This is a genomic window from Mycobacterium sp. IDUB_37, from assembly GCF_055419245.1.
Genome location: NZ_JBVAXG010000004.1, coordinates 386,587 through 412,825, shown reverse-complemented (window position 1 = coordinate 412,825; position 26,239 = coordinate 386,587). Strand labels below are relative to the sequence as shown.

Below are 26,239 nucleotides of genomic sequence, written 5' to 3'. Positions count from 1 at the left end.
CTTTGTCAGGCAGCATCATTGGATACGCGAAAGATGAAGCTGTCAACGTACGCCACCAGCTAGGCTGGCGCTCCGACCACACCCCAGGCGTTGACGTCCCGCCAAATCGCGATGCCGCCCACCCGCTCGGGCGCCCGCCCGAAGAGGTCGGTGAAAAACGCGAGCATCGCCTCCCAGTGCTGCATAGGCCCGACGATCACATGACGAATGTCCCCGTACTGCAGGTTGGCGGCGACCTGTGCGCGGACCTCGCCGCGCGCCGGCGGCGCGTCCTTGCCACTCTGAATCGCTCGCATGATCAAGGAAAGCCGTGTTGGCGGCGGCCCGGACGCCGTCCCGCCATCCGGTTGCGGCATGTACGCGTAGGCCTCGGCCATTCGCAGTCCGTAGCCGGTCTCGGCAGCCCATCGCATGGGTGCGGTCAGTTCCCCGTCGATGGAATACGGTGCCACGAGGACGATCTCGTCGGGCCCGATGTGATGGCTCGCCCACTCGCGGAAGTAGGTGGGTGTGTAGGCCGGCATCCGATCCAACGGAGCCGGGAGGATCGGTACCAGCGTCACGACCACGGCCAGCAACCACTGCGTGGCCGGTCGCGCAGCAACGGTGGTCGCCCGTCGGATGACGAGCCCGATGATCACGGCGACCGCGAGCCAGACGAAAAGCGTAAAGCGGCCCGGCAGAACATGTTTCAAGAGCGGCAGCTTTTCAAAGGGCAGCCACGGCAGCGGGATGCGGAGAACCTTCCCGCCAACATGCAGCCATGGCCCGAAGGAAAGCACGAGCAGCAGCACCCCGGTGACGCTGGCGACGCGGATTCGTAGGTCCTCCCACTGCCGCACCGCCGCGACGACGAGAAGCACAAGCAGCGGCACGCCGAGGTAGGCGGTCGCCTCGTGGTAGAGACCGCTGAATTGGTGGGAAATTCGCGTCGCCGCCGCGGGGGCGGCCAGTTGGTATGGAGTCGGCAGGACGAGGTTCAGCAGATCGGTCGAGAATGTCCTGGGGTCCTGAACCCGCTCGCTGATCCGTTGCGGCCCAAAGAACTGGACAGCGAGCGGCCACGCCGCGAGCACGAGAAACATCATCGCGGCGACCCCGAGCGCGGGGATGAGTCGGGCCGCTCCGTCGCGACAACGCGTTGCGACCTGCCCGTCGCGGCGCGCCACCGCCAAGACGCAGACCAGCACTCCCGCCGCCACGGCGCTCGTCGCGAGCATCTCCTCGGTGATCAACAATTGGGCCGCGCCGAGGACGCCCAGCGCCATCCCCGCTTGCCACGGCGGTCGACGCCGGGTCACCAAGACCTCGTCGAGCACGATGAGCAATAGCGGCGCAACCCAGGCCGTGGCGAGGTTCAGGTGCAGTGCTGCGTGGGACGCGACGTACGGCGAAAACGCGTAGACCGCGCCACCGACCAGAGGGCCGGACCCGTCGCCGGTCCAGCGGCGGATCGCGAGCCAGGCGGTGAAGCCGCCGAGGGCGATGCCAACCACCATCAGCACGTTGAAAGCGAAGACGGGTCCGCCGATTTTCGCCGGGAGCCAGCCGAGGAGCCCGAGCAGCGTCATCGGAGTGTTCCACATCAGGTTCACGCCATCGGGCGCACCGATCTGGGTCGTGACGAACGGATCGAGGCCGTTGGCGAGCGCGTGCGGTGTCCAACCGAGGTACCAGATTGTCTGGTCCTGATCGCAGCAGGTTCCGGCCCAACCCGATGTCGGGTCGCGCCAGGCGCCGATTGTGCAGATGACGGCCCCGACTAGGTAGACGACGAAGGATATGACGCCACCGCGCCACGGGTTGCCCCGCCAACGTGCCCCGGAACGGCTTTCGCCGGCAAGCTCGACCTCTGACGACCGTGCCGGCACTGCCTCATCGTGCCAGAGCGCTACCCGAGGGCTAGAGGTTCTTGATTTGAGAGCTCAGCTGACACCCCGACCCGTTTGCCGCTGCAATTCGTCGATGAGCTCCGAGGCTTTTGCTTTGGTCAAGTCGCCGGGAACCTCGCGCTCGGCCTCCTGGGCCAGTGTTTCCAAGTAACTGCGCTGTGGACCGGTCATCGGCTCATCGCCGGTGACCCAGTCGGACGGATCTTTCTCGGGATTTTCCTGCGGCGCTTGTTGAATGCTGTCAGTCATCCAACTCGAGTATCCATCGCACATGCGTTCGAAACATGAGCGATCGATCAGGCTTCCTCTTTCGGCGACACGGATTCAATCCTGACCAGCTCATCCAGGCCGCTCACGGCGAACACGGATGACAGCAAGGGGTTGGCGATGAGCTCAATGTCGTCGGCGCGGGAAAACAGAGCGTTGATAGCAGCGCTGTCGAGGTATTCCACGGCACTGAGATCGACGGTGAGTCTTTGGCCGCCGCTCGCGGCCTCGGCGCTGGCAGCGACGAGCGCCTGACTGAACGCGTCGATGTTGCTCAGGTCGACCTCCCCCGCTGCGGTCAGCACGAGCCTGCCGTCCTCGCTGCGTGCGGTGTCCAGTGTGAGCGACGTTGACATCAGGTGATCCTCGCGGATAGGTGAACGGTGGTTCCAGTGTCGTCCGTGTCAATGGTGATGTCTTGCATCAGCTGACGCATGAAGCCGATGCCGCGACCGCGCTGGACGTCAGCGACCTGCCGCGGAGCTTTCCACGAGCCGGTGTCCGTGATGGTCAGCTGCACCCGATCGCTGAGTGCGATCGCGCCCAGGGTGATGGTGCCTTCCGGACGGTCGCGGTGACCGTGCTCGATGGCGTTGGAGACTGCTTCGCCGGCGGCGATGAGCACCTTCATGGACTGCTCGGGCTGCACGCTGGCCTTGGTCAACCAGTCACGCAGGGCGCTGCGAGTGGCGGCAAGTTGGCCGGCTTGGGCGGGAAATTCCAGCTCCAGCGGGCCGGGGTGGCGATACAGAAGTAGCACGACGTCGTCCTGGTAACCGCTGCTCGGCGCGAGGTCGGACATGACCTCGTTGGCCAACTCGTCCAGCGTGCTGGCCTGGGCACCCTGCACGACAGACGCGAGGCGGGAGATGCCGTCCTCCAAGGTCTTGCGACGTCGTTCGACCAGACCGTCGGTGTAGAGCGCCAGCGTCGCGCGTGCCGGCAAGGTCACCCGGGCTGCCGGTCGCGGCCAGTCGCGCCGCACTCCCAACGCAATGGTGTGGCCATCGTCGAGGATCTGCGTGGTGCCGTCGGCGTGGACCAGCAGGGGCGGCGGGTGCCCGGCGCTGGAATATTCCAGCTCGCCGGTCTCGGGATCGAGCACCGCACAGACGGCGGTGGTGCATTGGGCACCTGGCAACCGGGCAGCGAAGCGGTCCATCCCTTGTAGCGCGGCGCCCGGGCTGGGGTTTTCGAAGAGCAGTGCCCGGCAAGCGCTGCGGACCTGGCCCATGACGGTAGCGGCGGCGAGGTCATGGCCTACGCAGTCGCCGACGACCAGAGCAATGCGCCCGTCGTCCAGGTCGATGACGTCGTACCAGTCGCCGCCGACCTGCAATGGCCGGCTCGCGGCCTGATAGCGCGCCACGAATCCGGCCGGGAGATGGGCGGGGCCCAGGATCGCGTGTTGGAGCGCCAGCGCGGTCTCGCGCTGCTGGTCGACCTGGTAGACCCGCTGCAGTCCCTGTCCCAGGCGGCCCCCGAGGACCGTCAGCAGAGTCTGGTCTTCCAGATTGAACGGCCGTTGCTCGGTCAGATCGATCCAGACGACGAGGACTCCTTCGGGGTGCTGCAGCGCAATGCCTGCCGTCCCGGGCCTCGACGTATTGGGTGTCAGCAGGTCGCCGTCGCGCAATGCGTACAACATCTGCTGAGTTTCGGACGGCAAGTCAAGCCACTCGACGGACTCGCCGACCGACACGATCCGCGGGGGCCCGTAGTTGGTTCCGGCGGATGACCTGCCGGAAGGGAACGTGATGGCCAGAACGCGACGCGCCCGCCAGAGTCGCCGCAGTTCCTCTGCCGCGACATGCAATGCCTCTTCCACCGTGTCCGCTTGCGCGAGTTCCTGGTTGAGGGCGTGTTCGCGACCTGCCGCCAGAGCCAGTGCGATTGAGGCGTGCCCGGCGAAGTCACTGACAAGTTCGAGGTAGTCGTTGCCGAAGGACGGCTGTTGCGGGTGGCGCGCGACAGCGATCACGCCGAGCACCGCATCCTGGGCAATCAACGGCATCACGATCGCCGGACGTTCACCGACATCGGTGAACCCCTCGATCGGGTAGGCAAAGGAATCGGTGATCAACGGCAGACCGCGGCGCGCCACACCGCCGGTGGTGGAGCCGGCCATGGGGACCTGGCGACCGATCACTTCCGAGGAGTACCTGCCCGCCGTCGCAGCCACGATCAGGGTGTCCACTTCATCGGCCGGCAGGTCTGGTTCTGCGGGAATCAGCAAAATCGCCTGCTCCGCGTCGGCCAATTCCAACGCGCGGTTCACGATGAGCTGCAACGGCCCGTTCTGCGGGTCGCCGGAAAGCAGTGCGGTCGTGATTTCGCGACTGGCATTCGTCCATTTCGCCGATTCACGTTCACGCGCGAACAGCCTCGCGTTGTCGATGGCGGCGGCAGCCGCCGTCGCCAGCGCACGCACGGCGGTTTCTTGGAATTCGGAGAAGACCAGACCGGGCCGGTCGTCGACCAGGTACAGGCTGCCGAAGTCAGCTCCGCGCACGGTGATCGGTATGCCGAGGAGAGCATGCAGCGGCGGGTCGTGCGCGTGCAGCCCGATGGCCTGTGGGTGAGCGCCCACGTCGTCAAGGCGGATCCCGTCTCCCACACGCACGTTGCCGAGTTGGCGTGCCATGTCGCCCTGGATTCCCGACTGAACAAAGGTAGTCAAGGTGCCGTCGGATCCGCGGATACCCAACGCGCCGTATCGGGCACCGGTCAATTCCATCGCCGCTTTAACGATCCTGTGCAGCGTCACGTCCAGGTCCAGGTCTGAACCGATCTCGACGATGACCCGAACCAGGTGTTCCATCTGGTCGCGGGCTGCTGCCAGCTCGTCGACCTGTTCGTGCACGCGGCCCACCAACGCGTGCCGGCTCTGCCAGCCGAATGCGGATTGCTCGGGGTCTTGACCTTTCGAGACAAAGTTGCCCATTGCGCTCAACCTAACCGTCGCGCAACGGCCGCCTTCCTTCCGCCGCGGTTTGCGGCGCTAATCGGATCGCTATTGCGCTTTCCGGATTGCCTTTTCGCTCTAGCGCCGTCCGAGCCCGACAGTGAGCAGCACCGCACCGATCAACGGGCAGACGGTGCGGATGTGGTTCCACCAGGTCCATGGGTCCGCGTAGGCGCGCCACACCCCGGCGGGATCCGCCGTCGTGGTGACGCTGTCCAGCTGATTGTTCAGCGGCACATTGAAAGCGGCGGTGACGAGAACCGCTACGACCGCCAGAATTGCACCGGCGAGCAGGAATGCGCTGCCGGGTTTGCGTAGCTGTACTACCGCGATGACGCCGACGACCAGTGCGGCCAGGGCCGAGCCGAAGAACAACGACAGGAACGGCGCGTTCACCTGTGCCTCAGCGTTGATGCCGCGCATCGCGATGATCGCATCGACCGGATTGATGCGGTTCAGACCACGCATCACGAAGCTGGAAAACGCGAAGAACAGGCCGCCGACGGCGGCGCTACCGATGGCGGCGGTGGACGTCAGAACACTGACCGGGCTGATGTACATGTCGGCAGTTAAGTGGATATTGGCGAAGCTATCCAGCATTGGTGAGTCGTGTCCGACGTGAACGTGGCCAGCGTCGCAGCAAACACGGCATACTCCTGAGATCAGCATGACGATCACCCGCCCGGGGAAGGCCCTGACATGTTGAGCCGACTGGCCGCATTCACCGTGCGACATCCCAAGCTGATGTTGGCGGTCGTCCTGATCTTGCTCGGCAGCAGCATCGCACTCGGTAGCTCGGTCTCTAAACAGCTGGGCACAGGCGGAAACACCGACCCGGCATCAGAATCGTCGCAAGCCGACGAATACCTCGATCAGCATTTCGGCACCACCTCGAATCTGGTCATCCAACTGGTCCCGCGCGAGGGCAACGTTGAGAGCCCAGGCGTCACGGCAGTGCGGGATCAAGTGCTGAAACTCGTCGCGACCGAACCAAAAGCCAAGGTCACCCGATCCTTCAGCGACGACGGCGCCGGCGACCTGCGCAGCAAGGACGGCCGCTCCGGCCTCATGCTCGTGCACGTCGGGGGAACCGCGGACGAAGCCTCCGAAACGGCCAAGCGGCTGATCGCCGGCCTGCCCAAGGACCCGAACGTCAACGTGCGGGCCGGCGGCTCCCTCGGGGTGCAGCAAGAGATCCGGGACAAGGTCAAACACGACCTCAAGACCAGCGAGAGCATTGCGGTGCCCATCTCGTTGGCCGTGCTGGTCGTCGTGTTCGGCGGACTGGTCGCCGCATTACTGCCGATAGTGGTCGGCGTCATCTCCATCGTCTCCACCCTGTCGGTGTTGCTGCTGCTGACGACGATCACCGATGTGTCGGTGCACGCTCTCACCGTGGCAACCGCGTTCGGCCTTGGGTTGTCCATCGACTTCGGCCTGCTGATGGTGTCGCGGTTCCGTGAAGAGCGCGCCAAAGGCAAGGAGCATCACGCGGCCATCATCGCGACCGTCACCACCGCCGGGCGCACCATCCTGTTCAGCGCTGCCACAGTCACTTTGGCGATGATCAGCCTGCTGGTGTTTCCCACCTACTTCCTGCGCTCGGTCGGTATTTCGGCAACCGCCACGGTGATTCTGTCCGCGTTCAGCGCGATCGTCGTGCTGCCCGCATTGCTGGCGCTGCTCGGCAAGCGTGTCGATTCGCTGTCGATCATCCGGCGCAAAGTGTCGCCCTCGGCCGATTCGCTGTTCTGGCGACGTTTCGCCGAGGTGGTGACACGACACCCGCTCCTCTATGCATTGCCGGTGGTCGCAGTGTTGTTGGGATTAGGGATTCCCTTCCTCAGCACCCAGTACACAACACCGGATGAGCGCGCGCTGCCGACGGACTCCGATGCACGTTTAGTGGCCGAATCGCTGCAGAAGGACTTTCAGCTCGACCCCTCGCAGTCGATCACGCTGGTAACCCGCAACGACGCCGGCGTGCTGCAGAACCTTGCTCCCGAGGTGTCGAAAATGGACGGTGTCGTCCTGGTCACCGGCCCTATCGGTAGGTATGAACACGGCCAGCCCGCTGGGCCGAAGCCCGAGGTCAGCGGCGCCAGTTACGCATTCGTCTACTTGTCGGTTCAGGCCGACTCAGACACCGCGCAACACCTCGTGCGTGACATCCGCACAAAGATCACCGGCCATCAGGTCGAGGTGGGTGGTCCGACCGCCACGTTGATCGACAGTCGTGCTGCGATCGCCGATCGGCTTCCGTTGGCAATCAGCCTGATTGCCGTTTCCACATTCATTCTGCTGTTCCTGTTCACGGGCAGTGTGGTGGTGCCGGTCAAGGCCCTGCTGCTGAATCTTCTTGTGCTGAGCGCGGTTCTGGGCGTGATGGTCTGGATCTTCCAAGAAGGCCACGGCGCCGCACTGCTGGGCATCACTCCCGCGCCGCTGAACCCGTCGATGGTCGTACTGCTCTGCGCGATCGCATTCAGCTTGTCCGTCGACTACGAGATCTTCCTGCTCAGCCGCATCAAGGAGGCCCGCGACTCGGGATTGTCGAACACCGCTTCCACCGTCATCGGACTGGGCCGGGTGGGCCGAATCGTCACCAGCGCCGCACTGCTGTTGACGATCACGTTGATCTCGTTCGCCAACGGGCTGTCCTTCATGAAGATGTTCGGCATCGGCACGGCACTGGCCGTCGTCATCGACGCGACGGTCATTCGCGGCATCGTCGTCCCGGCATTCCTGCAGGTCGCCGGCGACCTCAACTGGTGGGCGCCAAAGCCGTTGCGCTGGCTGCACTCTCGCATCGGCATCAGCGAAGGCCCGTCGGATGCGGTGGAAGTGGTGCCTGCGGCAGCGCCGGTGGCACCGACACCCGAGGTCCCGGTTCCGGCCGCGCCGCCAGTTGTTCAGGAACCCGTCGCGGTCGGACGCCCGCCGGCGCCGCCGCTTAGCGAGGTCGAGGTCATTCCCGGTCAGCACCTGGTGGCCAATGTCAACGGCACGGTTATCGTTGTGGCACATCGTGATCGAACACCGCTGACCCAACAGTCGACCGCAGCGCAGCAGATGGCAGCGATGGTCGACATGGTCGGGCGAACCGACCCGCAGAAGTTGGTCAGTGCATTCGCGAAACTCTCGCGGGAACCCTGGACGCACACACTGGTGGACATCGGCATCGTCATGCCCACACCGGCAGGTCTCGAGATATTGCTTTGTGGCAGTGTGACCGTCGCGCTCGACAACCGCATCGAAGAGACCCTCTTGCACGGCCGCGGACGGCTGCTGCACCGGTCCGTGCCCGTGCCGGCGGTTGCCGCGGTCATCACGGTCGACGAATGGATCCAGCGACCGCGCGCCTCCGCTGATTCGAATGGCGTTTACAAGCTCACCGGGGGAACCGTGCCGGGGCAAGGCGCCGTCATCTGGTCGCCGCGCGCCGTGTCGGCACCGCAGCCCCAAGCGTCCGCACCCAGCAGCAGAATTTCTGATCCACGGATCGAATCCCATTCGCGACCGTGGGTTTTCCTAGAGGATGGCTCCCGATTCGAGATCGACCGAGACTGCGTCATCGGACGAGACCCACAAAGTTCGGATGCCGTGCGCCAGGGACTTCATCCCGTGCCGATCGATGATCACGCGGGCCGGATGTCCCGTGCCCATGTGGAAGTGCGGATTGTCAACGCAGAGGTGGTTCTCGTCGACCGTGACTCCACCAACGGGGTCTTTGTGCGCGAACCTGCCCAGCAGGGTTGGACCAGGCTTGCTCCCTGGCAGCCCGCGACATGGCGCCCCGGCTCCTACGTGCAGATCGGTGGCCGGATACTTTCGTTGCGCATGCTCAGTGACGTAGGGGCCCAACGTGACTCGCGCTTTGAAGGACAGCTGCCCACGGGCCGGGGTTAGGCGCGATGCGGCTGCTCCTCAGAGCAATAACAGTTCACCGAGTCGCCCGCCCGACAAAGATCGGACGCACGATCGCCGGCATGCCGCGCCACACGGCGGCTTCGGCTGCGACGGTGAACCCGCACGTCCGCATGAGCTCCAAAGTCGTTCGGTTGCAGCAGCATCCGCCGGCGAAGCCACGCCAGGGGCGAAACAGGTAGTCCTGGCATGCCGCGAGGAATCGCGAGCTCGCCCGTATGTGTTCGACGAACAGCAGCTGACCATCCGGGCGGAGCACCCGGGCTATCTCGCGCAAACTGCGCTCAGGGTCAGGCACGGTGCAGAGTACGAGGGTCGAGACAACGGTGTCCACGGACGCATCGGCGAACGGTAAACGCTCAGCAGTGGCGTCGACGATCCGTGCGATACGACCGTCCCGCGCCAAGCGACGCGTGAGCTTTCGGCGCATCGGTGCGTCGGGCTCGGTGAGCACGAGTTCGCCGATGCCGTCGGGATAGAGCCCGATATTGAGGCCCGTTCCCGCGCCGATCTCGACGACCCGGCCGCGGGCGTCACCCAGCAGCGCGCGTCGCCTGCGGCGCATGCCGGCGATTTCCCCCACCCAGAGAGACGGTTCGTAGAGGGCGGCGAAGATCCGCATCCACGCCCCCGACGGCGGGGTCACCTGAATGTCGGCGCTAACGGTTTCTGTCATGTCGCGAATCTACGAGCGGCGCCCTCTCACGCGCATCGCTCGAAGCGGCCATCTCGCGGAGATGGCCCGTTCCGGCTATCTCACAAGAGTCCCAGGCGCGCGGCCTCGGCGACTGCGGCCGTCCGTGAGGTGCGACCCAGCTTGCGGCGAATGTTCGCGACGTGGCGGTGCACGGTGTGCGCGCTCAGCACCAACTGCTCGGCGATCTCGCGATCGTTGAGACCGCGCGCGACGCAGGCGAGGATTTCACGCTCACGACCAGACAGCAGGACCTGCGCCGGTTCGGTTGCCGCGTGCGTTGCTGAACTACCCGAAGCCAGCCCTTCACGGCACGCGCGCACCACAGAATCGACATCACCGTGCCACGAAAAGTGCGCGCTCCCCTGCAATGGGACAAATTTTGCACCCGGGATGGTGGCCGCGACCTCACGCCCGAGCCGGAAGGGGACCGCGCGGTCATCGCGACGGTGCACCACCGTGGTCGGTACGTCGACGAGAGGAAGAAGCGCACGTACGTCGAGCCGATAGACGAGATCTAACAACGCCGCCGCGGCGTCAGCGGTCGCCGCCTCCCGTTGCAGCCGCGCGAACCGTTCGTGCTCGGCGGATTCTTCGGCGGGCAGGAAGATATCGCTGAGTAGGCGCGAGCCGAGTCCCCAGTGCGTACGGACCGTCCCGATGATCGCCTCGCCCACCCCCGGAGCCGTGATCTCCGAGCCGTCCGGGTAGGACCCGTACAGCACCAGGCGCTCGACGCGCTCCGGAAACGCTGCGGCAAAGGCGATTGCGGTGCAGCACCCACACGAGCCACCGATGAGCGTGACACGCTCGAGGTTGAGTTCGTCGAGCAACGCGCGCAGCGTCGCGACCTCCATATCGAGGGTGAGATCCGACTCATGCACCGTGCGATCCGACATGCCGACGCCGAGGCGGTCGTAACGAATCAGCGTGTAGCCGTCCGCAACGCCTTCCCAGAACCGCCGGAATCCTGCGCTCTGCCAGTCCAATTCGAGATGGCTCACCCACCACGCCGGGACGACGAGGGGTGGGCCTTCGCCACGAATCTCGTACGCCACCCGCCTGGCGTCGAGGGGAAGGAATCGGATCTCGGATGCGGCGCCGATCATCGCCTGGATGTGCTCCCTCCGCGTCGCGGCGTGCGGTGCGCTGCGAGCACGTCGGCATTTGCCATCGTCTGTGCCTGCGCGGCCAGCGTCGATGCCGCGTTCGCGTGGGCGAAGGCTTCCTGCTCGTTGCTGGACTGCTTGCCACGCGCCGCGGCCAGATGCCTTTTCGCCTCGTCGAATCGGTGTTGCGCCTCGGTGCCGATGCCCTGCCGATACTTGGTCACGTAGTCAGAGATCTGGCGCACTCTGTCGTCAGCAGTGGATAGTGCCTGACCCAACGAAAGGTCGCGCCCGTCGATGGCCCCCTGTCCGCCTGAGTGGCCCCGCGCGCGACTTCGGCGGAAGAGCAAGAAAGCGACCAGCACTACAACGAGGACGACACCGACCCCGATCGCGATCGGCAACCATGACCGCTTCGGAGCATTTGCCGGTGCGTTGGCCGCCGGATTCGGCGACTTGTTCAACCCATCAGCTGCCGCGACCGCGGCACGGACCCAGTCCTTTTCGCTGACCGCCGGTTCAATCTTGTTGCTCCGCAAAGTGTTTAACTCGTCGGTTGGGATCCCTTGCAGCTGCGACGGCACGTTGAACGTGTACAACTTGGTGTTGGTGGCCACGGCCAGCAGCACGTCGTGATCGCCCATCCCGCTGGCGTCGCGAGTGCGCTCGGCCCAGTTTTCGGGCTTGAACCTGTTGAAGTTGTCGACGTAGACCACCCACAGCTGGATGTGCTGATCGCGGCTGAGCCGGTCGATTGCCGAGTTGACGGACGCCCGACCGGAATCCGTCAACACCCGGTTGCTGTCGGTGACGTGATCGGTCAGCTTGTCCGGCGGTTGCGCGCCGGCGGGGGTCGCCAGGAGTAGCCCCGCCAAGAGGATCGACAACACGGCACCGAGGAGGCGAACAATGCGCATACGGGCAATCTAGCCCGCCACGGACCGCGATGCTGTTGTCTCGGAGCTACCGTTCATGCCGTTATGTGCAGAGCGATGGAGCGTCGCAGACATTGCCGGGGCAGTAGATCGAGTGCGCGGCGTTAACCATCGATCCGGTCTCCAGCAGCGTCACACCTCTTGCCTCCATGTGGGAGTGAACGTCGTCGGCGATCTGTTGTGGCGTCCAACCCCAGGTGAGGTCGTAGCAGATGAGGTGCGCCTCCCCGATGACCGCCTCGTCCGCATTGGGTGGCCACGTCAGACCGGCCGCGCGAAGTTGTGCCAAATACGCGTCATCAGCGGGGGTCGCGGTCGCAGTCGCAGCGCCACCGACCACAGCGGCGCCAACGAGCATGGGCAAAGAGACTCTGGCCAGCCAGCGGGGCGAGGGCATTTGCATGTCGACTCCTGGTCGTTCGGCGTGTACCGGATGGTTTCGGCCACCCTGCCTGTCATTGGAAGATCACGCGCTACACCTGGAAAATTCCTAGATTACTACGGCGCAAGCACCCTGGTCTCGGGTCCCAGTAGCCAGGTCACCTGCGGCGGCAAAGTCATGCACGATGGCGACGTCTGCCGGGAGAGGAGTCACGGCAGGAGCGTGGGAGCACGGAGCTACCGGCAGCAACGCGACGACCAGAACGGCTTCAGTACCCACGGGGCGGACCCAACGCACCCGCCGGCCCCTGATGGAAACGAACAGTTTTGCGTCGACGGCAGATCGGCCACGCGTTGGCCGAATTGTTCTCCGGCGCAACGCTGATCGTTAAAGTCGCACCGAAGCGCGGACTCAGTCCGCAGTACCGTCGGAGGGCTCGGGCTCGCGACCGTTGCAAGCGCACTTACGGTCGAGGCATACGGCGTGCGGAGCTCGATCCTTCATCCGGTGCGCGATGCCCCACAGAGCTGTGACAAGCCATAGAAAAACCATGAGTAACAACATCGTTCGGATTCCTAACGCTGGAGAACCAAGGCGACATTGTGTCGAACGGGCCGCCGGGGGGCCGTCAAGCGATCGAGTGCTTCGTTAAAGACCGGTCAGCCAGCGACATTGAAGACGATTCCGCGAGAAACAGTCTGCGCTCTGTTTCTTCAAGCACGGACAACACAATATTACCCGCGCCAAGCCCACAGTAGCCATCTGAGTAAGGATGTGTGTCGTGAAACACTTGTCGCCGATTGACCACAACCCCCGTGGCATCTCATTTTGGGCGGCAAGCGTTTTCGTTTGCCGCCCAAAAGCGACGTCTACAAATCCTGAGGTTTAGAAGACGACGAACCACATGGCGCTGTAGTGGCAGGTCGCCGCGATTGCGGTGCAAGCGTGAAAAATTTCGTGAAACCCGAATGTCGACGGCCACGGGTCGGGCCAGCGCAGCGCATAGAGAACGCCGCCGACCGTGTACACCACACCGCCGACGAACAGCAGCACCATCGCGACCCAACCGGCGTTATGCAGGATCGTGGCCATGAACCACACGGCCACCCAGCCCAGCAGCGTGTAGAGCGGCACGCCTACCCAGGCCGGCCCCGAGGGCCACAGCATCTTCAAAAGGACGCCGATCGCTGCGCCGCCCCAAACAATCGACAACACCACTTTTCCGACGTGGCCCGGCATTGCCAGCAGCGCCACCGGGGTGTAGCTACCAGCGATGAACACGAAGATCAGGGAATGATCCGCCCGCTTCATCCACTTGTGCGCGGTCTCGGATTGCCAACGGACGCGGTGGTAGGTGGCACTGACGCTGAACATCAGCACCGTAGCGAGCGTGTAGAGCAGGGTCGCCAGCCCGGCTTCGGTTGAGCCCAAGACCCAAGACGCCGCCACCAGCGACGTACCCGCGACAACCGCTGTCACTGCTGCGTAGACGTGGATCCAGCCGCGGAATCGAGGTTTGGCCAAGACGCGGCTGACGCTTTCCACCACGTGCTGGGCGGCGCTGGCCGGCGTGAGCCCAGGCGGGTCCGGCTCGACGTTGTTAAGTGTGCGCAGTTCACCGTTCATATCCCCCGTTGCCCTTCGGTATGAACGTCCCATAACAGGTCTTGGAACTAAATACCCGGCAGAGCGGTCAAAACTCCGACGGGGCCACGCGTCTTAGTTTAGACCGGATAGCCTGCGTATGGCGGGAGCTTTCATAGTGGCGATGGGCACTCGAATGATCTGAGCAGTAACGTCGTCGTCGTGACCCTCAAAAACATCGCGCTGACGACCCTCGACGGAAGGTCCGCCACCCTGGCCGAATTGTCCTCTGGTGCAACGCTGGTCGTGAACGTCGCCTCGAAGTGCGGACTCACTCCGCAGTACACGGCATTGGAGAAGCTGGCCAAGGACTACGGCGACCGGGGCCTGACGGTCGTCGGGGTTCCGTGCAATCAGTTCATGGGCCAGGAACCGGGCACGGCCGAAGAAATCCAGACGTTCTGCGCGTCGACTTATGGCGTGACGTTCCCGCTGTTAGAGAAGACCGACGTCAACGGCGATGGCCGCCACCCGCTCTACACCGAACTGACCAAGGCCGTCGACGCCGATGGCAAGGCCGGCGACATCCAGTGGAACTTCGAGAAGTTTCTCGTCGCCCCCGATGGCGAAGTGGTGAAGCGGTTTCGGCCCCGGACCGAGCCAGACGCACCCGAGGTCGTCAGCGCCATCGAGGCCGTGCTGTCGCGATAGTCAGCCGACCTCCAAATCGATATCCGAAACCTTTGCCAACATGAGGATTTCGCCCGCTGCGTAAAGGTTTGCGCATCGACCCACCCGGGTAAGCCGAACAAGTACCGATAGCTTCCAAAATCGTGGAGCACCCCCTGTGACCCACTGATTGAGGAAAATGTCCGTAGTCAGGGCGATATCGCCCGCAGCGTATTTCAGGGCCCCGTCGAACTTGGCCCGGCAGCACAAGATCCCGATCCAAAAAGCGGCTTTCGTCGTCGGCGCGGTCTTTTCCGTGGTCGGGCTGATCGGGTTCATTCCTGGAATCACCACACATGCCGAACAACTCAGCCTTACCGGAGACAACTCAGCCGCCGCACTGTTTGGTCTCTTCGAGGTTTCGGTCATGCAGAACCTCGTGTACCTCACAGTCGGTGTCGCCGGAATAGCCCTTGCTCGCGCCTTCGATGGCGCCCAGTCGTACCTCACGGGCATCGGTGTTGTGTACCTGGTGGTCTTCATCTACGGCATGTTCGTCAGCTACGACAATTCGGGCGGTTTCGGCGCTGCTCTGAATGAGCCTGACGACTGGCTTCATCTCGGGCTCGCCATCGCCATGCTCGCACTGGTCGCCACACTGGGCCGCACCCACCTGGACGCTCGCCAGTCATTTTCGCGCTGGCCGAGCGCACCAGCGAACGGGACGCCTCAGGCGCACAGGCCCGAATAACCGATATCCATCGCCGGCCCACACAACTCATTACGGAGAATCATGTACCTGCACACCCAACAGCTCATCAATGACATCGTCGTCGACCAGCCAGATCCGGCTGCTGCGAATGCGTTACAGGAAGGCCTTGGTGGCCAGTTCGGCGAGATGCGCACGATGATGCAGTACCTATTTCAGAGCATGAACTTTCGTGGCGACCCAGCATCAAAGCCTTACAAGGACCTGATTCAGGGCGTCGGTACGGAAGAGATCAGCCACGTGGAGCTCATCGGGACGACCATCGCACGCCTGCTGGACGGGTCACCCGACTACAAGGGCAAGAAGGCAGATCCGGTTGACGAGCCGGGCGCCAAAGGCGCGACGCCGCTGAAGGTTGCCCTGGATCACGGCAACATTCACCACTACCTCGTAGGGGCTCAAGGGGCTCTTCCGGTCGACGCGGCGGGCAACCCCTGGCTCGGGTCGTACGTGTACAACAGTGGCAACCTCGTGCTGGACCTGCTGTACAACCTGATGCTGGAGTCAACCGGGCGACTGCAGAAGTGCCGCATTTATCAGATGACGGACAACAAGACGGCTCGTTCCACCATCGCCTATCTGATCGTCCGTGATCAGGCGCACGAGAATGCGTTCGCCAAGGCGCTGGAGAGCTTAGGTGTGAATTGGGGCTCGGTGCTACCCATCCCGAAGACGAATGCGGAGCAGTTCCCGGAGGTTAAGAAGCTCCTCGATATGGGTCTTCAGAGCATCCAGTACACCTTCAGCGCCGACGACAAGAGTCAAGCGGACAAGCTCTACCGGGGCGCATCCCCGTCCAACGACGGAACCGAGCTCAGTACTGCCGTTATGCCTGAAGGTTTCCCGATGACCATCGCGCCCGAACGCCGGGAAGAGTTCTCTCCCGGCTTGGACAAGGACCTCCTGGCCCTCATCCAGGCCACTGCAGAAGTCGAAATTGCGTCCACTAACGGAGCGCGCAGCGATTAACTGCCGTCCTGGGCTGGTCACCACGCCACCATCCGCATCGGGCCAATGATTCTCCAACACAGTGGTTTTCGGCACAGCACGCATTCCCCTATCCGCATCTCCTAATACGTAACGAGAGGTTTGACATGAGCGCCAACCAGCAGGACAAATCCGGAGCCGAAGCAGGCTCGACGCAGGTCGATCCGGCCGGACCGGACAGTCTGGACCCACGCGACACCGATCACCCGGCGGGCGAAGAACAGGCGAGCGAGAACTCGGACAACGATCCGCCAAGTTAGTCACTGCACAAGCTGCCGGGAGGCATCACCATGCGCGTTGTTATCACCGGAGCGAGCGGCAACGTCGGAACCGCCTTACTCCGTGCCCTTCCCGCCGACTATGAGATCACCGGTGTGGTCCGTCGCCCTCCGGCCCCGCAAGGCGTCTACGAGCGGGCCGACTGGCGTTCGCTCGACCTGACCGACCCCGACGCGATTGTGCAGTTGCGCAAAATATTCGAAGGTGCCGATGCGGTCGTGCATCTGGCGTGGGGATTTCAGCCCACCCGCGATGTGCAGTATCTGACCAAACTAGCTGTAGGCGGCACGTCCGCGGTGGTGCAGGCTGCGCACGCCAGCAGTATTGGCCATTTGGTGCACATGTCCTCGGTAGGCACCTACGCCGCAGGCAATTACGGCGTAAGAGTGGACGAGTCCTGGGCGAAAACCGGAATCGAGTCCTCGCCGTACAGCCGTGATAAGGCCGCTGCGGAAGCACTTCTCGACGAGTACGAACAGCGACTCGGGTCCACGGCAATCCCGGTTGCCCGGATCCGGCCGGGCTTCATCCTGCAACGCGCGGCCGCCAGCGGTCTGATGCGATACGGGTTGCCGGAATTCGTACCGATGCAATTGATTCCGAAGCTACCCGTACTGCCGCTCGACAGAAAGCTGTGCATTCCGCTCATTCACGCGGACGACGTCGCCGATGCGATCTGTCGGATCATTGGCCAAAGGGCCGTCGGGCCGTTCAATCTGGCTGCTGACCCGCCGGTGACGCGAGATGATGTAGCCGCTGCACTGGGCGCGCGCTCGATCCACGTGCCGGCAGGTTTGCTTGGAGCACTCACTGATTTGAGCTGGCGCACACGGCTGCAGCATATCGACCGGGGTTGGCTGGATCTCGCCTTCTCGGTCCCACTGCTGGACTGTTCGCGGGCCAGAAGAGAGCTCGACTGGACCCCGAACTGGACTTCTCTTGAGGCCCTGGCGGACTTGCTTGAGGGAGTCGCCGCCAAGGGTCACGCCGACAGCCCGCCGCTTCGGCAGCGCTCGTTTGTCGATCTACTGCGCCGTGACGTCACTGACGGGCTGATCTCCTCGCGTCGCCTCTCGTAGCCTTCGCCGCTCCACTTCCATCTGCGTGAGGTACTCAGTCTGTAGCTGGGTGGTCTAGTCTCGTTGCGCAACAGCTCTTTTCGGACTTCACCTAGAACACTACGAACCACATGGCGATGTAGTGACACGTTGCCGCGATTGCTGTGCAGGCGTGAAAGAATTCGTGATAACCAAACGTCGACGGCCATGGGTCGGGCCAACGAATTGCATAAAGAATGCCGCCGATGCTGTACAAGGCGCCTCCAACGAACAGCAGCACCAGCGCCGTCACACCGGCGTTGTGCAGGATCATGGCGGTGTACCAGACGACCATCCATCCCAGCAGAAGATAGAGCGGCACTCCAACCCAGCGGGGCGACGAGGGCCACAACATCTTTAGCAGAACGCCGGCCGCAGCACCTCCCCACACGATGGACAACACCACCCTTCCGGCGTGGCCTGGCATCGCTAATAATGCGAACGGCGTGTAGCTACCTGCGATGAAGATGAAGATCATCGAATGATCCGCGCGTTTCATCCATTTCCGCGCAGTCGTCGATTCCCAAGTGACGCGATGGTAGGTGGCGCTTACCGAGAACATCAGCACGGTGGCCGCGGTGTAGATCAGGGTAGCCAGGCCGGCTGCTGTGGAGCCGACCGCCCAAGACACCGCCACCAGTGATGCACCCGCGAAAACGGCAGCAGCAGCGGAATATACGTGGATCCAGCCTCGAAACCGAGGTCTTGTCAAGACTCGGCTGACACCCTCGACAGCTTGCTTGACTGCCTGGGTCGGCGAGGGTTCGTACGCTTCGGGCTCTACGTAGGTGAGCGTGCTGTGATGATGGTCCATTTGTGCCGCCTCGCTGATGTTGGTGATGGGCCTATCCGGCACGGGTGAAGCGTCCAGAGAAGGTCTGAGTTGCGCCGTCGGGGTCTGCGTGGTCCCTGGCCACCGGAGGGGCGACTTCGCAATTCGTCAGCGTCGCGGTGGCAACAGACGCGAAGGCCTCAGCGGAAACGGATTCGTTGGCAACACTCGCACGGCCAAGCATCCGAGTGACCGTACTAACGATAAAGGCAAGGATTTTGTGCATCGGCGTACTGCCAGTCATTGTTCTCGCACGAATGCGGACCCAGACCAGTGCTCTCTAGTCTCCGGTTGACCTGCCCCATCGGGCAGATCCATTCCTAAATACCCTGGGATAAGCGCCGGAAACCTCCAACGGACTGCACCTTCGCCCACGCGACGCGACGGTGGGCCAGTCCAGGCGGGGCTGGAGGCTGCCTCGATGAACTTCCGTCACCAACACGGCAAGCTGCGCCGCGACGGTGTCCCTGCCTGATAATCAGTTCAGGTCGAACATTTCACTTGTCACCTTTTGTCCGACCACCGGAATACCGCGAGGCACGCAATCAATCCGCCGATGCTCCATGCAGTGAGTACGAAAAATATTCGCCAGTGCTCCCAGCTGCCGGCCGGTTCGAATGCGGCCATTTTCGATGGCAACAGCACCGACCTGAACCCCTGGGCCATCCATTTGACCGGGAAGATGGAGCCGATCGTCAGCATCCAGGTCGGTAATGTCATCAGCGGTACATACGTGCCGGATAGGAATTGCAGGCTGACGGCAGGGCCGTTGGTGATAACGGCAGCCGACAGGGCGTTGACAGCATAGTTGCTGACGAATATGCCCAACAACGCGCAACTGACGATCCCTAGAAGGAAGACCCAGGTCAGCGTGAACCAGCCGAAGACGTCCTGTGGTAGATGAAGTTCAAACATCAGCACGCCGACCGCGATCAAGATAACGGCCTCGGCGAGACTGACGATGGCCACGAGGAAAATTTTGCCGATGAAGTACGACGATGCGGTCGTCGGCGTCCCACGAAGTCGACGCAGCGCGCCGGTGTCGCGGTCGGCCGCAATGCTGATGCCCAGGTTGATGAATGACGTCGACAGAATCCCGTAGGCCAGCATGCTGGCAGCGATTATCGAACCCGTGCTGACATCGCTGTACGGCAGTTTGGTCGAGAAGATCGATCCCAGCAGTATGCAGATGACAGCAGGCATCGAAAATGTCAGCGCCAACTGCTCCGGCCGACGGTAGAACATCTTCAACTCGGGGATAACTCGAGACAGCCCGATGCGCAACGGCGACGGTAGCGGCGGCCCGGAATCGGTTTTACGGTGTCGCGGCGGTGCGGCACTCTCGGTGTGGTCGATCGCCATCACGCCATACCGATCAATTGCAGATAGGCATCTTCGAGTGTCGGGCGAGTCACTGTCAGCTGGGCCAGTTCTGTCCCGTCCATGGACCGCTGTCTGATCAAGTCGGTCGGGCGATCTGTCTCCTCCACGTGGACCTGACCTCCCTCAATCCACTGAACCCGCGCCGCCGAATTCACATATCCGGTCAGCTTCGTCGGCGAGTCGACTGCCACCAGCCTGCCGCCGGCGATCACCGCGACCCGGTCCGCCAGCGCGGCAGCTTCGTCCAGGTAGTGGGTAGTCAGCAGGATCGTCGTGCCGTCGCGTGCCAACAGCCTGATGAGGTCCCAGAACTGCCGCCTTGCTTCCGGATCGAATCCGGTCGTCGGCTCGTCAAGAAACAGCAATCTGGGCATGCTGAGGATGCCGAGAGCGACGTCGAGCCGACGCCGCTGCCCCCCGGACAACGTTCTCACTTTTGAGCCGACAACCGAGCCGAGCCCGACAAGTTCGAGTACCTCCGCCGGATCCTGAGTCTTCCCATAGCATTTGGCGAACATTTGCACGGTTTCGGACACCTTCAGCATCCCGAAGTCGCTGGCTTCCTGCAGCACGATGCCGATCTTGGCGCGCCAGTTCCGGCCCGCAGTTCCAGGGTCTTCACCGAGGACCCGCACGACTCCGGAATCGCGCTTGCGGTGACCTTCGAGGATTTCTATGGTCGTCGACTTGCCTGCACCGTTGGGCCCGAGGATCGCGAATACTTCGCCGTAGGCGACATCGAGATCCAGATACCGCACAGCTTGCATTTGCCCGTAGGACTTCGACAGGCCCCGGACGTGCACCGCGGACGACTGATCCACATGCGCGGCAGTCATGGGCGCGCTCCGCCGGTTTCCGGCTCGGTGGGTTGCCTCTCCAGATCGGCGAGCAGTTCTCGCAAGTCTGCTTGGGAAAGCTGTTCTATGAGTCGGTCGACATCGTCGTCGGCTGCGACGAGTTCTGCTGGCGCTTCGCTGATCTCGGGGGCGGCTTCGCCGGGCACTTCAAGCTCGGCGAGTACCCGGACGGCCAGCGAATTGACGCTCACGCCCTTAAGTATCTCCAATACCGGCAAGTCGATCGCGAAGGTTGTGTTCACTCGCACGCGGAAATCCATCGCCATCATCGAGTCCAGGCCGATGTCGTTCAGGATGTCGTCGACGCCGATGTCGCCAGCCGCGAGATCGAAGACGGTGGCGACGATCTGGCGAGTTCGGTCGACAACCAGGTCGAGCCTGTCGGCCTCCGGCGTCTGCGCAAGGAGGTGGAGAATCGACGATTCTGAATCGGTCTGGTCGGGCGACGCTTCGGCCGTTCCCAGTTCAGCGAACATCGGCAACTGTCCGCTGAGACCGAGGGTGCGGGCTCGCTGCCAGTCGGCGGTGATCGCGATGACGTTCGGTGTCTTCTGGTTGATGAGTCGATCGAGAATCCGGGCGCCCGCTGCGGGCGTGATGAGCTCGATTCCCCGTTGCGCGTAGATCTTTTCCAGTTTGAGTTCTTCGACCATGCCCACCGACCACGGACCCCACCCGATGGTGAGAGCCGGCAGCCCCTGTGCCCGTCGGTAGTGCGCGAAAGCGTCAAGGAAAGCGTTGGCGGCGGCGTAGTTGCCTTGTCCGGGCGAGGCGATGACCGACCCGGCGGACCCGAACATGACGAAGAATTCCAGCTCGTGCTCGTCAAACACCTCGTGCAGCACCCGAGTACCGGTAGTTTTGGGAGCCATCACTTTGGCGAAGTCGTCTTCGCTCATGTTGACCAGAAGTTGGTCATGAACCGACCCCGCGGCGTGGATGATTCCACGGATCGGCCGTCCTTCGTCTCGGATATGGCTACTGAGCCACGATCTCACCTGATCGACGTCGGTGATATCGACACTGGCCGTGCTGACTTGCACACCGAGGCGTTCGATCTTGCGGATCGTGTTGACGACAGCAAAGTGCGAGTCATCTTCCGGCAGTGTGGACCAACGGGTTCTCGGCGGCAGCTCGGTTCGGCAGAGCAGTGCGATATGACGTGCTCCGCGTTCGGCTAGATAGGTCGCGACCGTACGGCCGAGGGCACCGGCCCCACCGGTGACGAGGTATGTCGCATCGGGGGTGAGTTTGGTGGGGAAGGCCTTGGTCAGGCTGCTGGCGGCGCGAAGTCGCGGAACGAATGTCGCGCGGCCGCGGATCGCGATCTGGTCCTCGGGATCATTGGACAGGATGTGCTCGCAGATCCGCGTGGCTGTCGCGGTGCGGTCCTCGGCGTCATCGATATCGACGAGGCCACCACGCTGGTTGACGAATTCCTGATGGCCGATCACCCGGCCGAGGCCCCAGACAGCGGCCTGGTCGACGGCAAGATCCTCGGTTCCCGGTGCTGGTTGCGCGTTGGCGGTGATCAGATAGAGGCGCGGGTGGACGGTTTCGTTGGCTGCGAATGCCTTGACCAAATGCAGAATCGCGAAAACACCGATCTGGCCATCTGTTTCGCCGGTCTCACCGTCGCAATGGGTCGAAATGTCAAGCGGCCAGCAGTTGATGACGCCGGCGAGTTCGCTTTCCTTCTCGAGATGCGCCTCCAACAACTGATGCAGTTGCTGTGGCTGCTGAGGGTTCACCGCATAGCCGCCGTCGAGTTCCGTGAGCGTATCGACGGGTTGGTGCGCCACCGCGCGCACACGGTGGCCGCGGCCTTGCAGTTCGTTGACGAGTTCCGTTCCGACACCGCCGGTGTCGACGAAGACGAGCCAAGACAGGCTGTCCGTTTCCGGCGCATCCTCGTGATCGCGCGGGAGGTCATCTTTGGGCACCCATTGAATCTCGTAGAGGCCCTTGTCAATGCGTTCGGCAGACATGCGAGACGAGGCGCTCAGTGATTGAACGGTGAAGCCGCTGAAGACGGCCAGCGGTTCACCGACACTGTTGGTGACCGTGATATCCGTTTCGATCTCTTCAGCGGTGGCCGACAGCAGCCGTACGTGAACGGTCATTTGTTGTTCGGGTGAACCGTAGATGGCGCTGCGCCGGATCCGAGTGGGCAGGTACGGGCCGTTACTCGCGTCAGGTCCGACAAAGCTTGCGCCGAAGAGTGTTTGGAAGGCGCCGTCGATGAGCGCAGGATGGAATCGGTAACTCTCGAGTTCGTCAGCTACCGGGGCGGGAATCACGATTTGAGCCTCGGCCCACTCGTCCCCGGAGGCGACTGCGCTGATGGACTGGAACGCGTCACCGTAGCCGAACCCCAGTGAACGGGTGCGGGTGTAGAAATCTTCGCCGGTGATTGTGGTCTGCGGCTCTACAGGTTCCGAGACATCGCTGCGTCGAGGCGACCGGGGCAACGTGTTGAGTTCCGCAGTCGCCGTCACCGTCCACTTGAGCTCCCCATCAGCCGTCGCGGTGAACGCGGTGAATTCGAGCGTGCCCGTGTCCTGGTTCAGCGTGGTCCGGAGGATGGGATCGCAGGTTTCGTCGAGGATGAGGGCACGGTGCAGCACCAAGTTGTCCACGCTGAAGTCTGTTGACCCGTAAGTCTCTTTGGCGGCTGCCAGGGCATTCTCGATGAACACCGCACCTGGTACAACGATGCTGCCCTGCACCTGGTGATCGGCGAGGAACGGGATGACGGCGATGCTCAATTCCGCCTCCCAGGTCGGGTGCACGGCACTGACCGGTTGCCCCAGCAGCGGATGCACCGGACTGTAATGCAGGTCCTCCGCCGCTTCCGGGGTTTCGTTCCAGAAACGCTTCGATTGCCACGGATAGGAGGGCAGCTTGAGAAGTCTTGCGCCTTCCCGCGGGTGCAGAGCCTCCCACGCGATGTTGTGACCGTGACAGTGCAGTGCGCCAACGCAATTCATCAGGGTGTGCAGGTCGTCGTCGTTGCGTCGCTGGGCCGCCAGGACGACAAGATCGGATTTCGCGTCCGCGCTTTGCGTGCCGGCTATCTCGATGATGGAAGACGCCAGTACCGGATGCGGGCCCAGTTCGACGAAGTGGGTGTAACCGTCATCGAGCATTCGCCGCACGGCTGCCTCGAAAAGGACTGTGGCACGTGTGTTTTGCCACCAGTAGGCGGCGCCGGAAGCGTATCCGTCCAACCGCTCACCGGTGACTGTGGAGTAGAGCGGGATCTGAGCCGTCTCCGCCGACAGCCCCTCAAAAGCGGCGCACAGGTCGTCTCGCACCGCGTCCATGTAGTGGGTGTGATAGGGCACTTTCCCCGACAGAAAGCGGTTGAAGATCTTCAGCTCGTCCAGCTGGCCCGAAATGTCGTCCAGGACGTCGGTATCCCCGGCGATGGTCACCGACGACGGACTGTTGATCGCCGCGATGGACACCCGTCGCCCGATCTCCGCGAGCGCTTTGTCGTCAATCGCCTGCATGAGCGAATCGGCGCCGAGACCGACCGCAAGCATGCGGCCCAGTCCGCGGGTGCGTTGTTGGAGACGACTCCGGTGGTAGATCACGTAAATCGCTTGCTCGAAGCTGAGCAGGCCGGCGAGATAGTGCGCTGCCACCTCCCCGGCGCTGTGCCCGATAATTGCGTCCGGTCTGATTCCGAACTGTTCGAGCTGCGCCGCAAGCGCGACCTGAATGGCGAAGTTGGCGGGTTGCGCTACATCCGTTTCCGCCATCCGAGAACGGGTTTCGTCGGTCCGCAGCTCGTCTACCAGAGACCAGTCCGTGTAGCGAGACAGTTCGCGATCGCTTCGCAGGATGCTGTCGGTGAAAGCGGAGTCGACGTCAAGCAAGCCCCGGCACATCTTCCACCACTGGGGACCCATTCCAGTACAGACGAAGGCCAGCTTCGGCGCTTGGGGGTAGGCACGGCCGGTGGAGATCGGCCCGCCCGCGGCCAGGGCTTGAAGCTGGTCTCTGGCGTCAGCAATGCTGCCCGCGATGAGGGTGCGGCGATAGCTCAGATGAGAGCGGCGTTGGCCGAGGGTGTGGCCAAGATCTGCCAACGCGAGTTCGGGGTGGGCGCTGAGGTGCTTGGCCAACTGCTGCGCCGTCGCGACCAACGCTTCCTCGGTGCGCGCCGAGATCGGCAACACAGCCGGCCACGGGCGTGGCGCAGGCGCAATGGCGGGCGGGTTGAGCGGCGCGGGAGGCTCCGCCAATACCACGTGGGCGTTGGTGCCGCCGAAGCCGAAAGAGTTGACCCCCGCCACGCGCCGCTTGCTTTGCGGAAACGGGCGACCGGTTCGGGGAATATCAATATTCAAGTCTTGCAGCGAAATTCGGCTGTTCGGATTGTTCAGATGCAGGTTAGCCGGGATAAAACCGTGTTTGAGTGCCAATGCTGTCTTGATGAGTCCGGCTACACCCGCGCCCGCCTCGAGGTGTCCGATATTGGTTTTGACCGATCCGATCAGCAGTGGATCTCCAGCCGGCCGCGCGGAAGCGAGCGCACTGGCCAGCGCACGCATCTCGACCGGATCGCCGACGGGGGTCCCGGTGCCGTGCGCCTCCACGAACCCGATTTCGCTGGGGTGCAGGCCCGCTCGTTGCAGAGCCGCGGTAATCGCCGCTTCCTGGGCCTCCTCGCTGGGCACAGTGATGCTGTCGGTGTGACCGTCCTGCGATACCGCACTGCCGAGGATCTGTGCATAGATTTCATCGCCGTCGCGTAGCGCCTGCTCGAGAGGCTTGATGACGACGACCGCGCCGCCTTCACCTCGTGCGTAGCCGTCCGCGGACTCGTCGAACGCCTTACAGCGCCCGTCCGGACTCAGGAAACCGCTCTTCGATTCCGCGATGCCGGTGTTGGGACCGACCATGATGTTGACGCCGCCGGCCAGCGCGAGACTGCTCTCACCGTTCCAAATACTCTGTGCCGCAAGGTGTACCGCGACAAGCGAACTCGAGCACGCCGTGTCAATCGTCATGCTCGGTCCACGGAAGTCGAAGGTGAACGAGATCCGGTTCGCCAGCATTGTCATCATCATTCCCGTGGAGGAATGAGTCTTGAATCGATAGCGACTGGTGCGGCCCTGATTCTGCAGGAGTTGGTAGTCCAGAGTGAAGCCGCCGATGAACACACCGACGTTCGTCCCGGCCAAGCTGTCGAGGGATAAGCCGCCGTCTTCGAGAGCTTCCCAGGTAGTCCGCAGCAGCAATCGTTGCTGCGGATCGAGCAGGTTCGCTTCGCGGGGAGAAATCCCGAAGAACTGGGGATCGAATTGGTCGATTTCACTGAGGAAGCCGCCCCGGCGGGTGACCATCTTGCCGACCTTGTTCGGATTCGGGTCATGGTATTTTGCTGCGTTCCATCGTGTTTCGGGAACCGTACGGGTGGCATCGGTTGCGCTGCACAGCAAGCTCCAGTAGCTCTCCGGTGAATTTGCGCCGCCTGGCAGTTGGCACCCGATTCCGACGATCGCCAAAGGTTCGCAATTGCCCGGGTCAGTGTGCATTTCCATCCTTTGCCTTCAAACCTTTGGTGAGTACCCGCTGGATCGCCGTCGAACAGTTAGCT

The 26,239-nt window shown here is 63.1% G+C and carries 20 protein-coding genes; 6 read left to right on the top strand and 14 right to left on the bottom strand.

Going from position 1 to position 26,239, the window contains the following annotated elements:
* Positions 1-59: 59 nt before the first annotated feature.
* The 5 genes from ACZY1I_RS16160 to ACZY1I_RS16140 all read right to left on the bottom strand — a co-directional run bounded on the left by ACZY1I_RS16160 (position 60) and on the right by ACZY1I_RS16140 (position 5,724).
* On the bottom strand, positions 60-1,871 hold the full coding sequence (locus ACZY1I_RS16160) for a DUF6311 domain-containing protein (RefSeq protein ID WP_463755446.1): 1,812 nt from the start codon (positions 1,869-1,871) through the stop codon (positions 60-62).
* 54 nt (positions 1,872-1,925) lie between these two features.
* Entirely contained in the window at positions 1,926-2,141 is a 216-nt protein-coding gene (locus tag ACZY1I_RS16155; protein ID WP_463755445.1) for a DUF3072 domain-containing protein, read from the bottom strand.
* A gap of 47 nt (positions 2,142-2,188) precedes the next feature.
* The gene (locus tag ACZY1I_RS16150; protein ID WP_463755444.1) at positions 2,189-2,515 is read right to left on the bottom strand and encodes an STAS domain-containing protein; all 327 of its coding nucleotides are present in this window, start codon (positions 2,513-2,515) and stop codon (positions 2,189-2,191) included.
* A complete protein-coding gene (locus ACZY1I_RS16145; RefSeq protein WP_463755443.1) occupies positions 2,515-5,103 on the bottom strand; it encodes a SpoIIE family protein phosphatase in 2,589 nt (862 codons plus the stop codon). Before ACZY1I_RS16145 ends, ACZY1I_RS16150 begins: the two co-directional genes overlap by 1 nt.
* A gap of 99 nt (positions 5,104-5,202) precedes the next feature.
* Positions 5,203-5,724: an anthrone oxygenase family protein gene (locus ACZY1I_RS16140; RefSeq protein WP_463755442.1), complete on the bottom strand. Its 522-nt coding sequence runs from the start codon at positions 5,722-5,724 to the stop codon at positions 5,203-5,205.
* Between the two features lie 99 nt (positions 5,725-5,823).
* On the opposite strand from ACZY1I_RS16140, the gene ACZY1I_RS16135 reads away from it, so the two are divergent.
* Positions 5,824-9,033 carry an MMPL family transporter gene (locus ACZY1I_RS16135; RefSeq protein WP_463755441.1) on the top strand — a complete coding sequence of 1,070 codons (3,210 nt, stop codon included), beginning with the start codon at positions 5,824-5,826 and terminating at the stop codon, positions 9,031-9,033.
* Between the two features lie 34 nt (positions 9,034-9,067).
* Here ACZY1I_RS16135 and ACZY1I_RS16130 read toward each other — a convergent pair whose 3' ends face one another.
* The 5 genes from ACZY1I_RS16130 to trhA (ACZY1I_RS16110) all read right to left on the bottom strand — a co-directional run bounded on the left by ACZY1I_RS16130 (position 9,068) and on the right by trhA (ACZY1I_RS16110) (position 13,797).
* The gene (locus tag ACZY1I_RS16130; RefSeq protein ID WP_463755440.1) at positions 9,068-9,727 is read right to left on the bottom strand and encodes a class I SAM-dependent methyltransferase; all 660 of its coding nucleotides are present in this window, start codon (positions 9,725-9,727) and stop codon (positions 9,068-9,070) included.
* Between the two features lie 80 nt (positions 9,728-9,807).
* Positions 9,808-10,854, bottom strand: coding sequence for an alpha/beta fold hydrolase (locus ACZY1I_RS16125; RefSeq protein ID WP_463755439.1), 1,047 nt, complete (start codon positions 10,852-10,854; stop codon positions 9,808-9,810).
* A complete protein-coding gene (locus ACZY1I_RS16120) occupies positions 10,851-11,771 on the bottom strand; it encodes a TPM domain-containing protein (RefSeq protein WP_463755438.1) in 921 nt (306 codons plus the stop codon). Before ACZY1I_RS16120 ends, ACZY1I_RS16125 begins: the two co-directional genes overlap by 4 nt.
* Before the next feature lie 61 nt (positions 11,772-11,832).
* Positions 11,833-12,192 (bottom strand): DUF732 domain-containing protein, encoded by a 360-nt coding sequence (locus ACZY1I_RS16115; RefSeq protein ID WP_463755437.1) that lies wholly within the window; start codon positions 12,190-12,192, stop codon positions 11,833-11,835.
* Between the two features lie 864 nt (positions 12,193-13,056).
* Positions 13,057-13,797 carry a PAQR family membrane homeostasis protein TrhA gene (gene trhA / locus ACZY1I_RS16110; protein ID WP_463755436.1) on the bottom strand — a complete coding sequence of 247 codons (741 nt, stop codon included), beginning with the start codon at positions 13,795-13,797 and terminating at the stop codon, positions 13,057-13,059.
* A gap of 180 nt (positions 13,798-13,977) precedes the next feature.
* On the opposite strand from trhA (ACZY1I_RS16110), the gene ACZY1I_RS16105 reads away from it, so the two are divergent.
* The 5 genes from ACZY1I_RS16105 to ACZY1I_RS16085 all read left to right on the top strand — a co-directional run bounded on the left by ACZY1I_RS16105 (position 13,978) and on the right by ACZY1I_RS16085 (position 17,538).
* On the top strand, positions 13,978-14,466 hold the full coding sequence (locus ACZY1I_RS16105) for a glutathione peroxidase (protein WP_463755435.1): 489 nt from the start codon (positions 13,978-13,980) through the stop codon (positions 14,464-14,466).
* Between the two features lie 157 nt (positions 14,467-14,623).
* Positions 14,624-15,175, top strand: a complete 552-nt coding sequence (locus ACZY1I_RS16100; protein ID WP_463755434.1) for a DUF4383 domain-containing protein — start codon at positions 14,624-14,626, stop codon at positions 15,173-15,175.
* A 42-nt stretch (positions 15,176-15,217) separates the two neighbouring features.
* Positions 15,218-16,162, top strand: coding sequence for a manganese catalase family protein (locus ACZY1I_RS16095; protein WP_463755433.1), 945 nt, complete (start codon positions 15,218-15,220; stop codon positions 16,160-16,162).
* Between the two features lie 125 nt (positions 16,163-16,287).
* On the top strand, positions 16,288-16,440 hold the full coding sequence (locus tag ACZY1I_RS16090; protein ID WP_463755432.1) for a hypothetical protein: 153 nt from the start codon (positions 16,288-16,290) through the stop codon (positions 16,438-16,440).
* A gap of 30 nt (positions 16,441-16,470) precedes the next feature.
* A complete protein-coding gene (locus ACZY1I_RS16085) occupies positions 16,471-17,538 on the top strand; it encodes an NAD-dependent epimerase/dehydratase family protein (RefSeq protein WP_463755431.1) in 1,068 nt (355 codons plus the stop codon).
* Between the two features lie 91 nt (positions 17,539-17,629).
* On the opposite strand, the gene trhA (ACZY1I_RS16080) is transcribed toward ACZY1I_RS16085, so the two are convergent.
* The 4 genes from trhA (ACZY1I_RS16080) to ACZY1I_RS16065 all read right to left on the bottom strand — a co-directional run bounded on the left by trhA (ACZY1I_RS16080) (position 17,630) and on the right by ACZY1I_RS16065 (position 26,177).
* Entirely contained in the window at positions 17,630-18,412 is a 783-nt protein-coding gene (trhA, locus tag ACZY1I_RS16080) for a PAQR family membrane homeostasis protein TrhA (protein ID WP_463755430.1), read from the bottom strand.
* Positions 18,413-18,892: 480 nt separating this feature from the next.
* Positions 18,893-19,633 carry an ABC transporter permease gene (locus ACZY1I_RS16075; RefSeq protein ID WP_463755744.1) on the bottom strand — a complete coding sequence of 247 codons (741 nt, stop codon included), beginning with the start codon at positions 19,631-19,633 and terminating at the stop codon, positions 18,893-18,895.
* Between the two features lie 116 nt (positions 19,634-19,749).
* Positions 19,750-20,607, bottom strand: a complete 858-nt coding sequence (locus tag ACZY1I_RS16070; protein ID WP_463755429.1) for an ABC transporter ATP-binding protein — start codon at positions 20,605-20,607, stop codon at positions 19,750-19,752.
* Positions 20,604-26,177 carry a type I polyketide synthase gene (locus tag ACZY1I_RS16065; RefSeq protein ID WP_463755428.1) on the bottom strand — a complete coding sequence of 1,858 codons (5,574 nt, stop codon included), beginning with the start codon at positions 26,175-26,177 and terminating at the stop codon, positions 20,604-20,606. Before ACZY1I_RS16065 ends, ACZY1I_RS16070 begins: the two co-directional genes overlap by 4 nt.
* Positions 26,178-26,239 lie beyond the last annotated feature (62 nt).

Excerpts from the sequence above, each read along its gene's own strand:
- ACZY1I_RS16100 (WP_463755434.1), top strand. The coding sequence starts at position 14,624 with ATGTCCGTAGTCAGGGCGATATCGCCCGCAGCGTATTTCAGGGCCCCG.
- ACZY1I_RS16075 (WP_463755744.1), bottom strand. The coding sequence starts at position 19,633 with ATGTTCTACCGTCGGCCGGAGCAGTTGGCGCTGACATTTTCGATGCCT.
- ACZY1I_RS16095 (WP_463755433.1), top strand. The coding sequence starts at position 15,218 with ATGTACCTGCACACCCAACAGCTCATCAATGACATCGTCGTCGACCAG.
- ACZY1I_RS16090 (WP_463755432.1), top strand. The coding sequence starts at position 16,288 with ATGAGCGCCAACCAGCAGGACAAATCCGGAGCCGAAGCAGGCTCGACG.
- ACZY1I_RS16115 (WP_463755437.1), bottom strand. The coding sequence starts at position 12,192 with ATGCAAATGCCCTCGCCCCGCTGGCTGGCCAGAGTCTCTTTGCCCATG.
- ACZY1I_RS16155 (WP_463755445.1), bottom strand. The coding sequence starts at position 2,141 with ATGACTGACAGCATTCAACAAGCGCCGCAGGAAAATCCCGAGAAAGAT.
- ACZY1I_RS16085 (WP_463755431.1), top strand. The coding sequence starts at position 16,471 with ATGCGCGTTGTTATCACCGGAGCGAGCGGCAACGTCGGAACCGCCTTA.
- ACZY1I_RS16130 (WP_463755440.1), bottom strand. The coding sequence starts at position 9,727 with ATGACAGAAACCGTTAGCGCCGACATTCAGGTGACCCCGCCGTCGGGG.
- ACZY1I_RS16065 (WP_463755428.1), bottom strand. The coding sequence starts at position 26,177 with ATGCACACTGACCCGGGCAATTGCGAACCTTTGGCGATCGTCGGAATC.
- ACZY1I_RS16145 (WP_463755443.1), bottom strand. The coding sequence starts at position 5,103 with ATGGGCAACTTTGTCTCGAAAGGTCAAGACCCCGAGCAATCCGCATTC.
- trhA (WP_463755436.1), bottom strand. The coding sequence starts at position 13,797 with ATGAACGGTGAACTGCGCACACTTAACAACGTCGAGCCGGACCCGCCT.
- ACZY1I_RS16070 (WP_463755429.1), bottom strand. The coding sequence starts at position 20,607 with ATGACTGCCGCGCATGTGGATCAGTCGTCCGCGGTGCACGTCCGGGGC.
- ACZY1I_RS16150 (WP_463755444.1), bottom strand. The coding sequence starts at position 2,515 with ATGTCAACGTCGCTCACACTGGACACCGCACGCAGCGAGGACGGCAGG.
- ACZY1I_RS16135 (WP_463755441.1), top strand. The coding sequence starts at position 5,824 with ATGTTGAGCCGACTGGCCGCATTCACCGTGCGACATCCCAAGCTGATG.
- ACZY1I_RS16140 (WP_463755442.1), bottom strand. The coding sequence starts at position 5,724 with ATGCTGGATAGCTTCGCCAATATCCACTTAACTGCCGACATGTACATC.
- ACZY1I_RS16125 (WP_463755439.1), bottom strand. The coding sequence starts at position 10,854 with ATGATCGGCGCCGCATCCGAGATCCGATTCCTTCCCCTCGACGCCAGG.
- ACZY1I_RS16120 (WP_463755438.1), bottom strand. The coding sequence starts at position 11,771 with ATGCGCATTGTTCGCCTCCTCGGTGCCGTGTTGTCGATCCTCTTGGCG.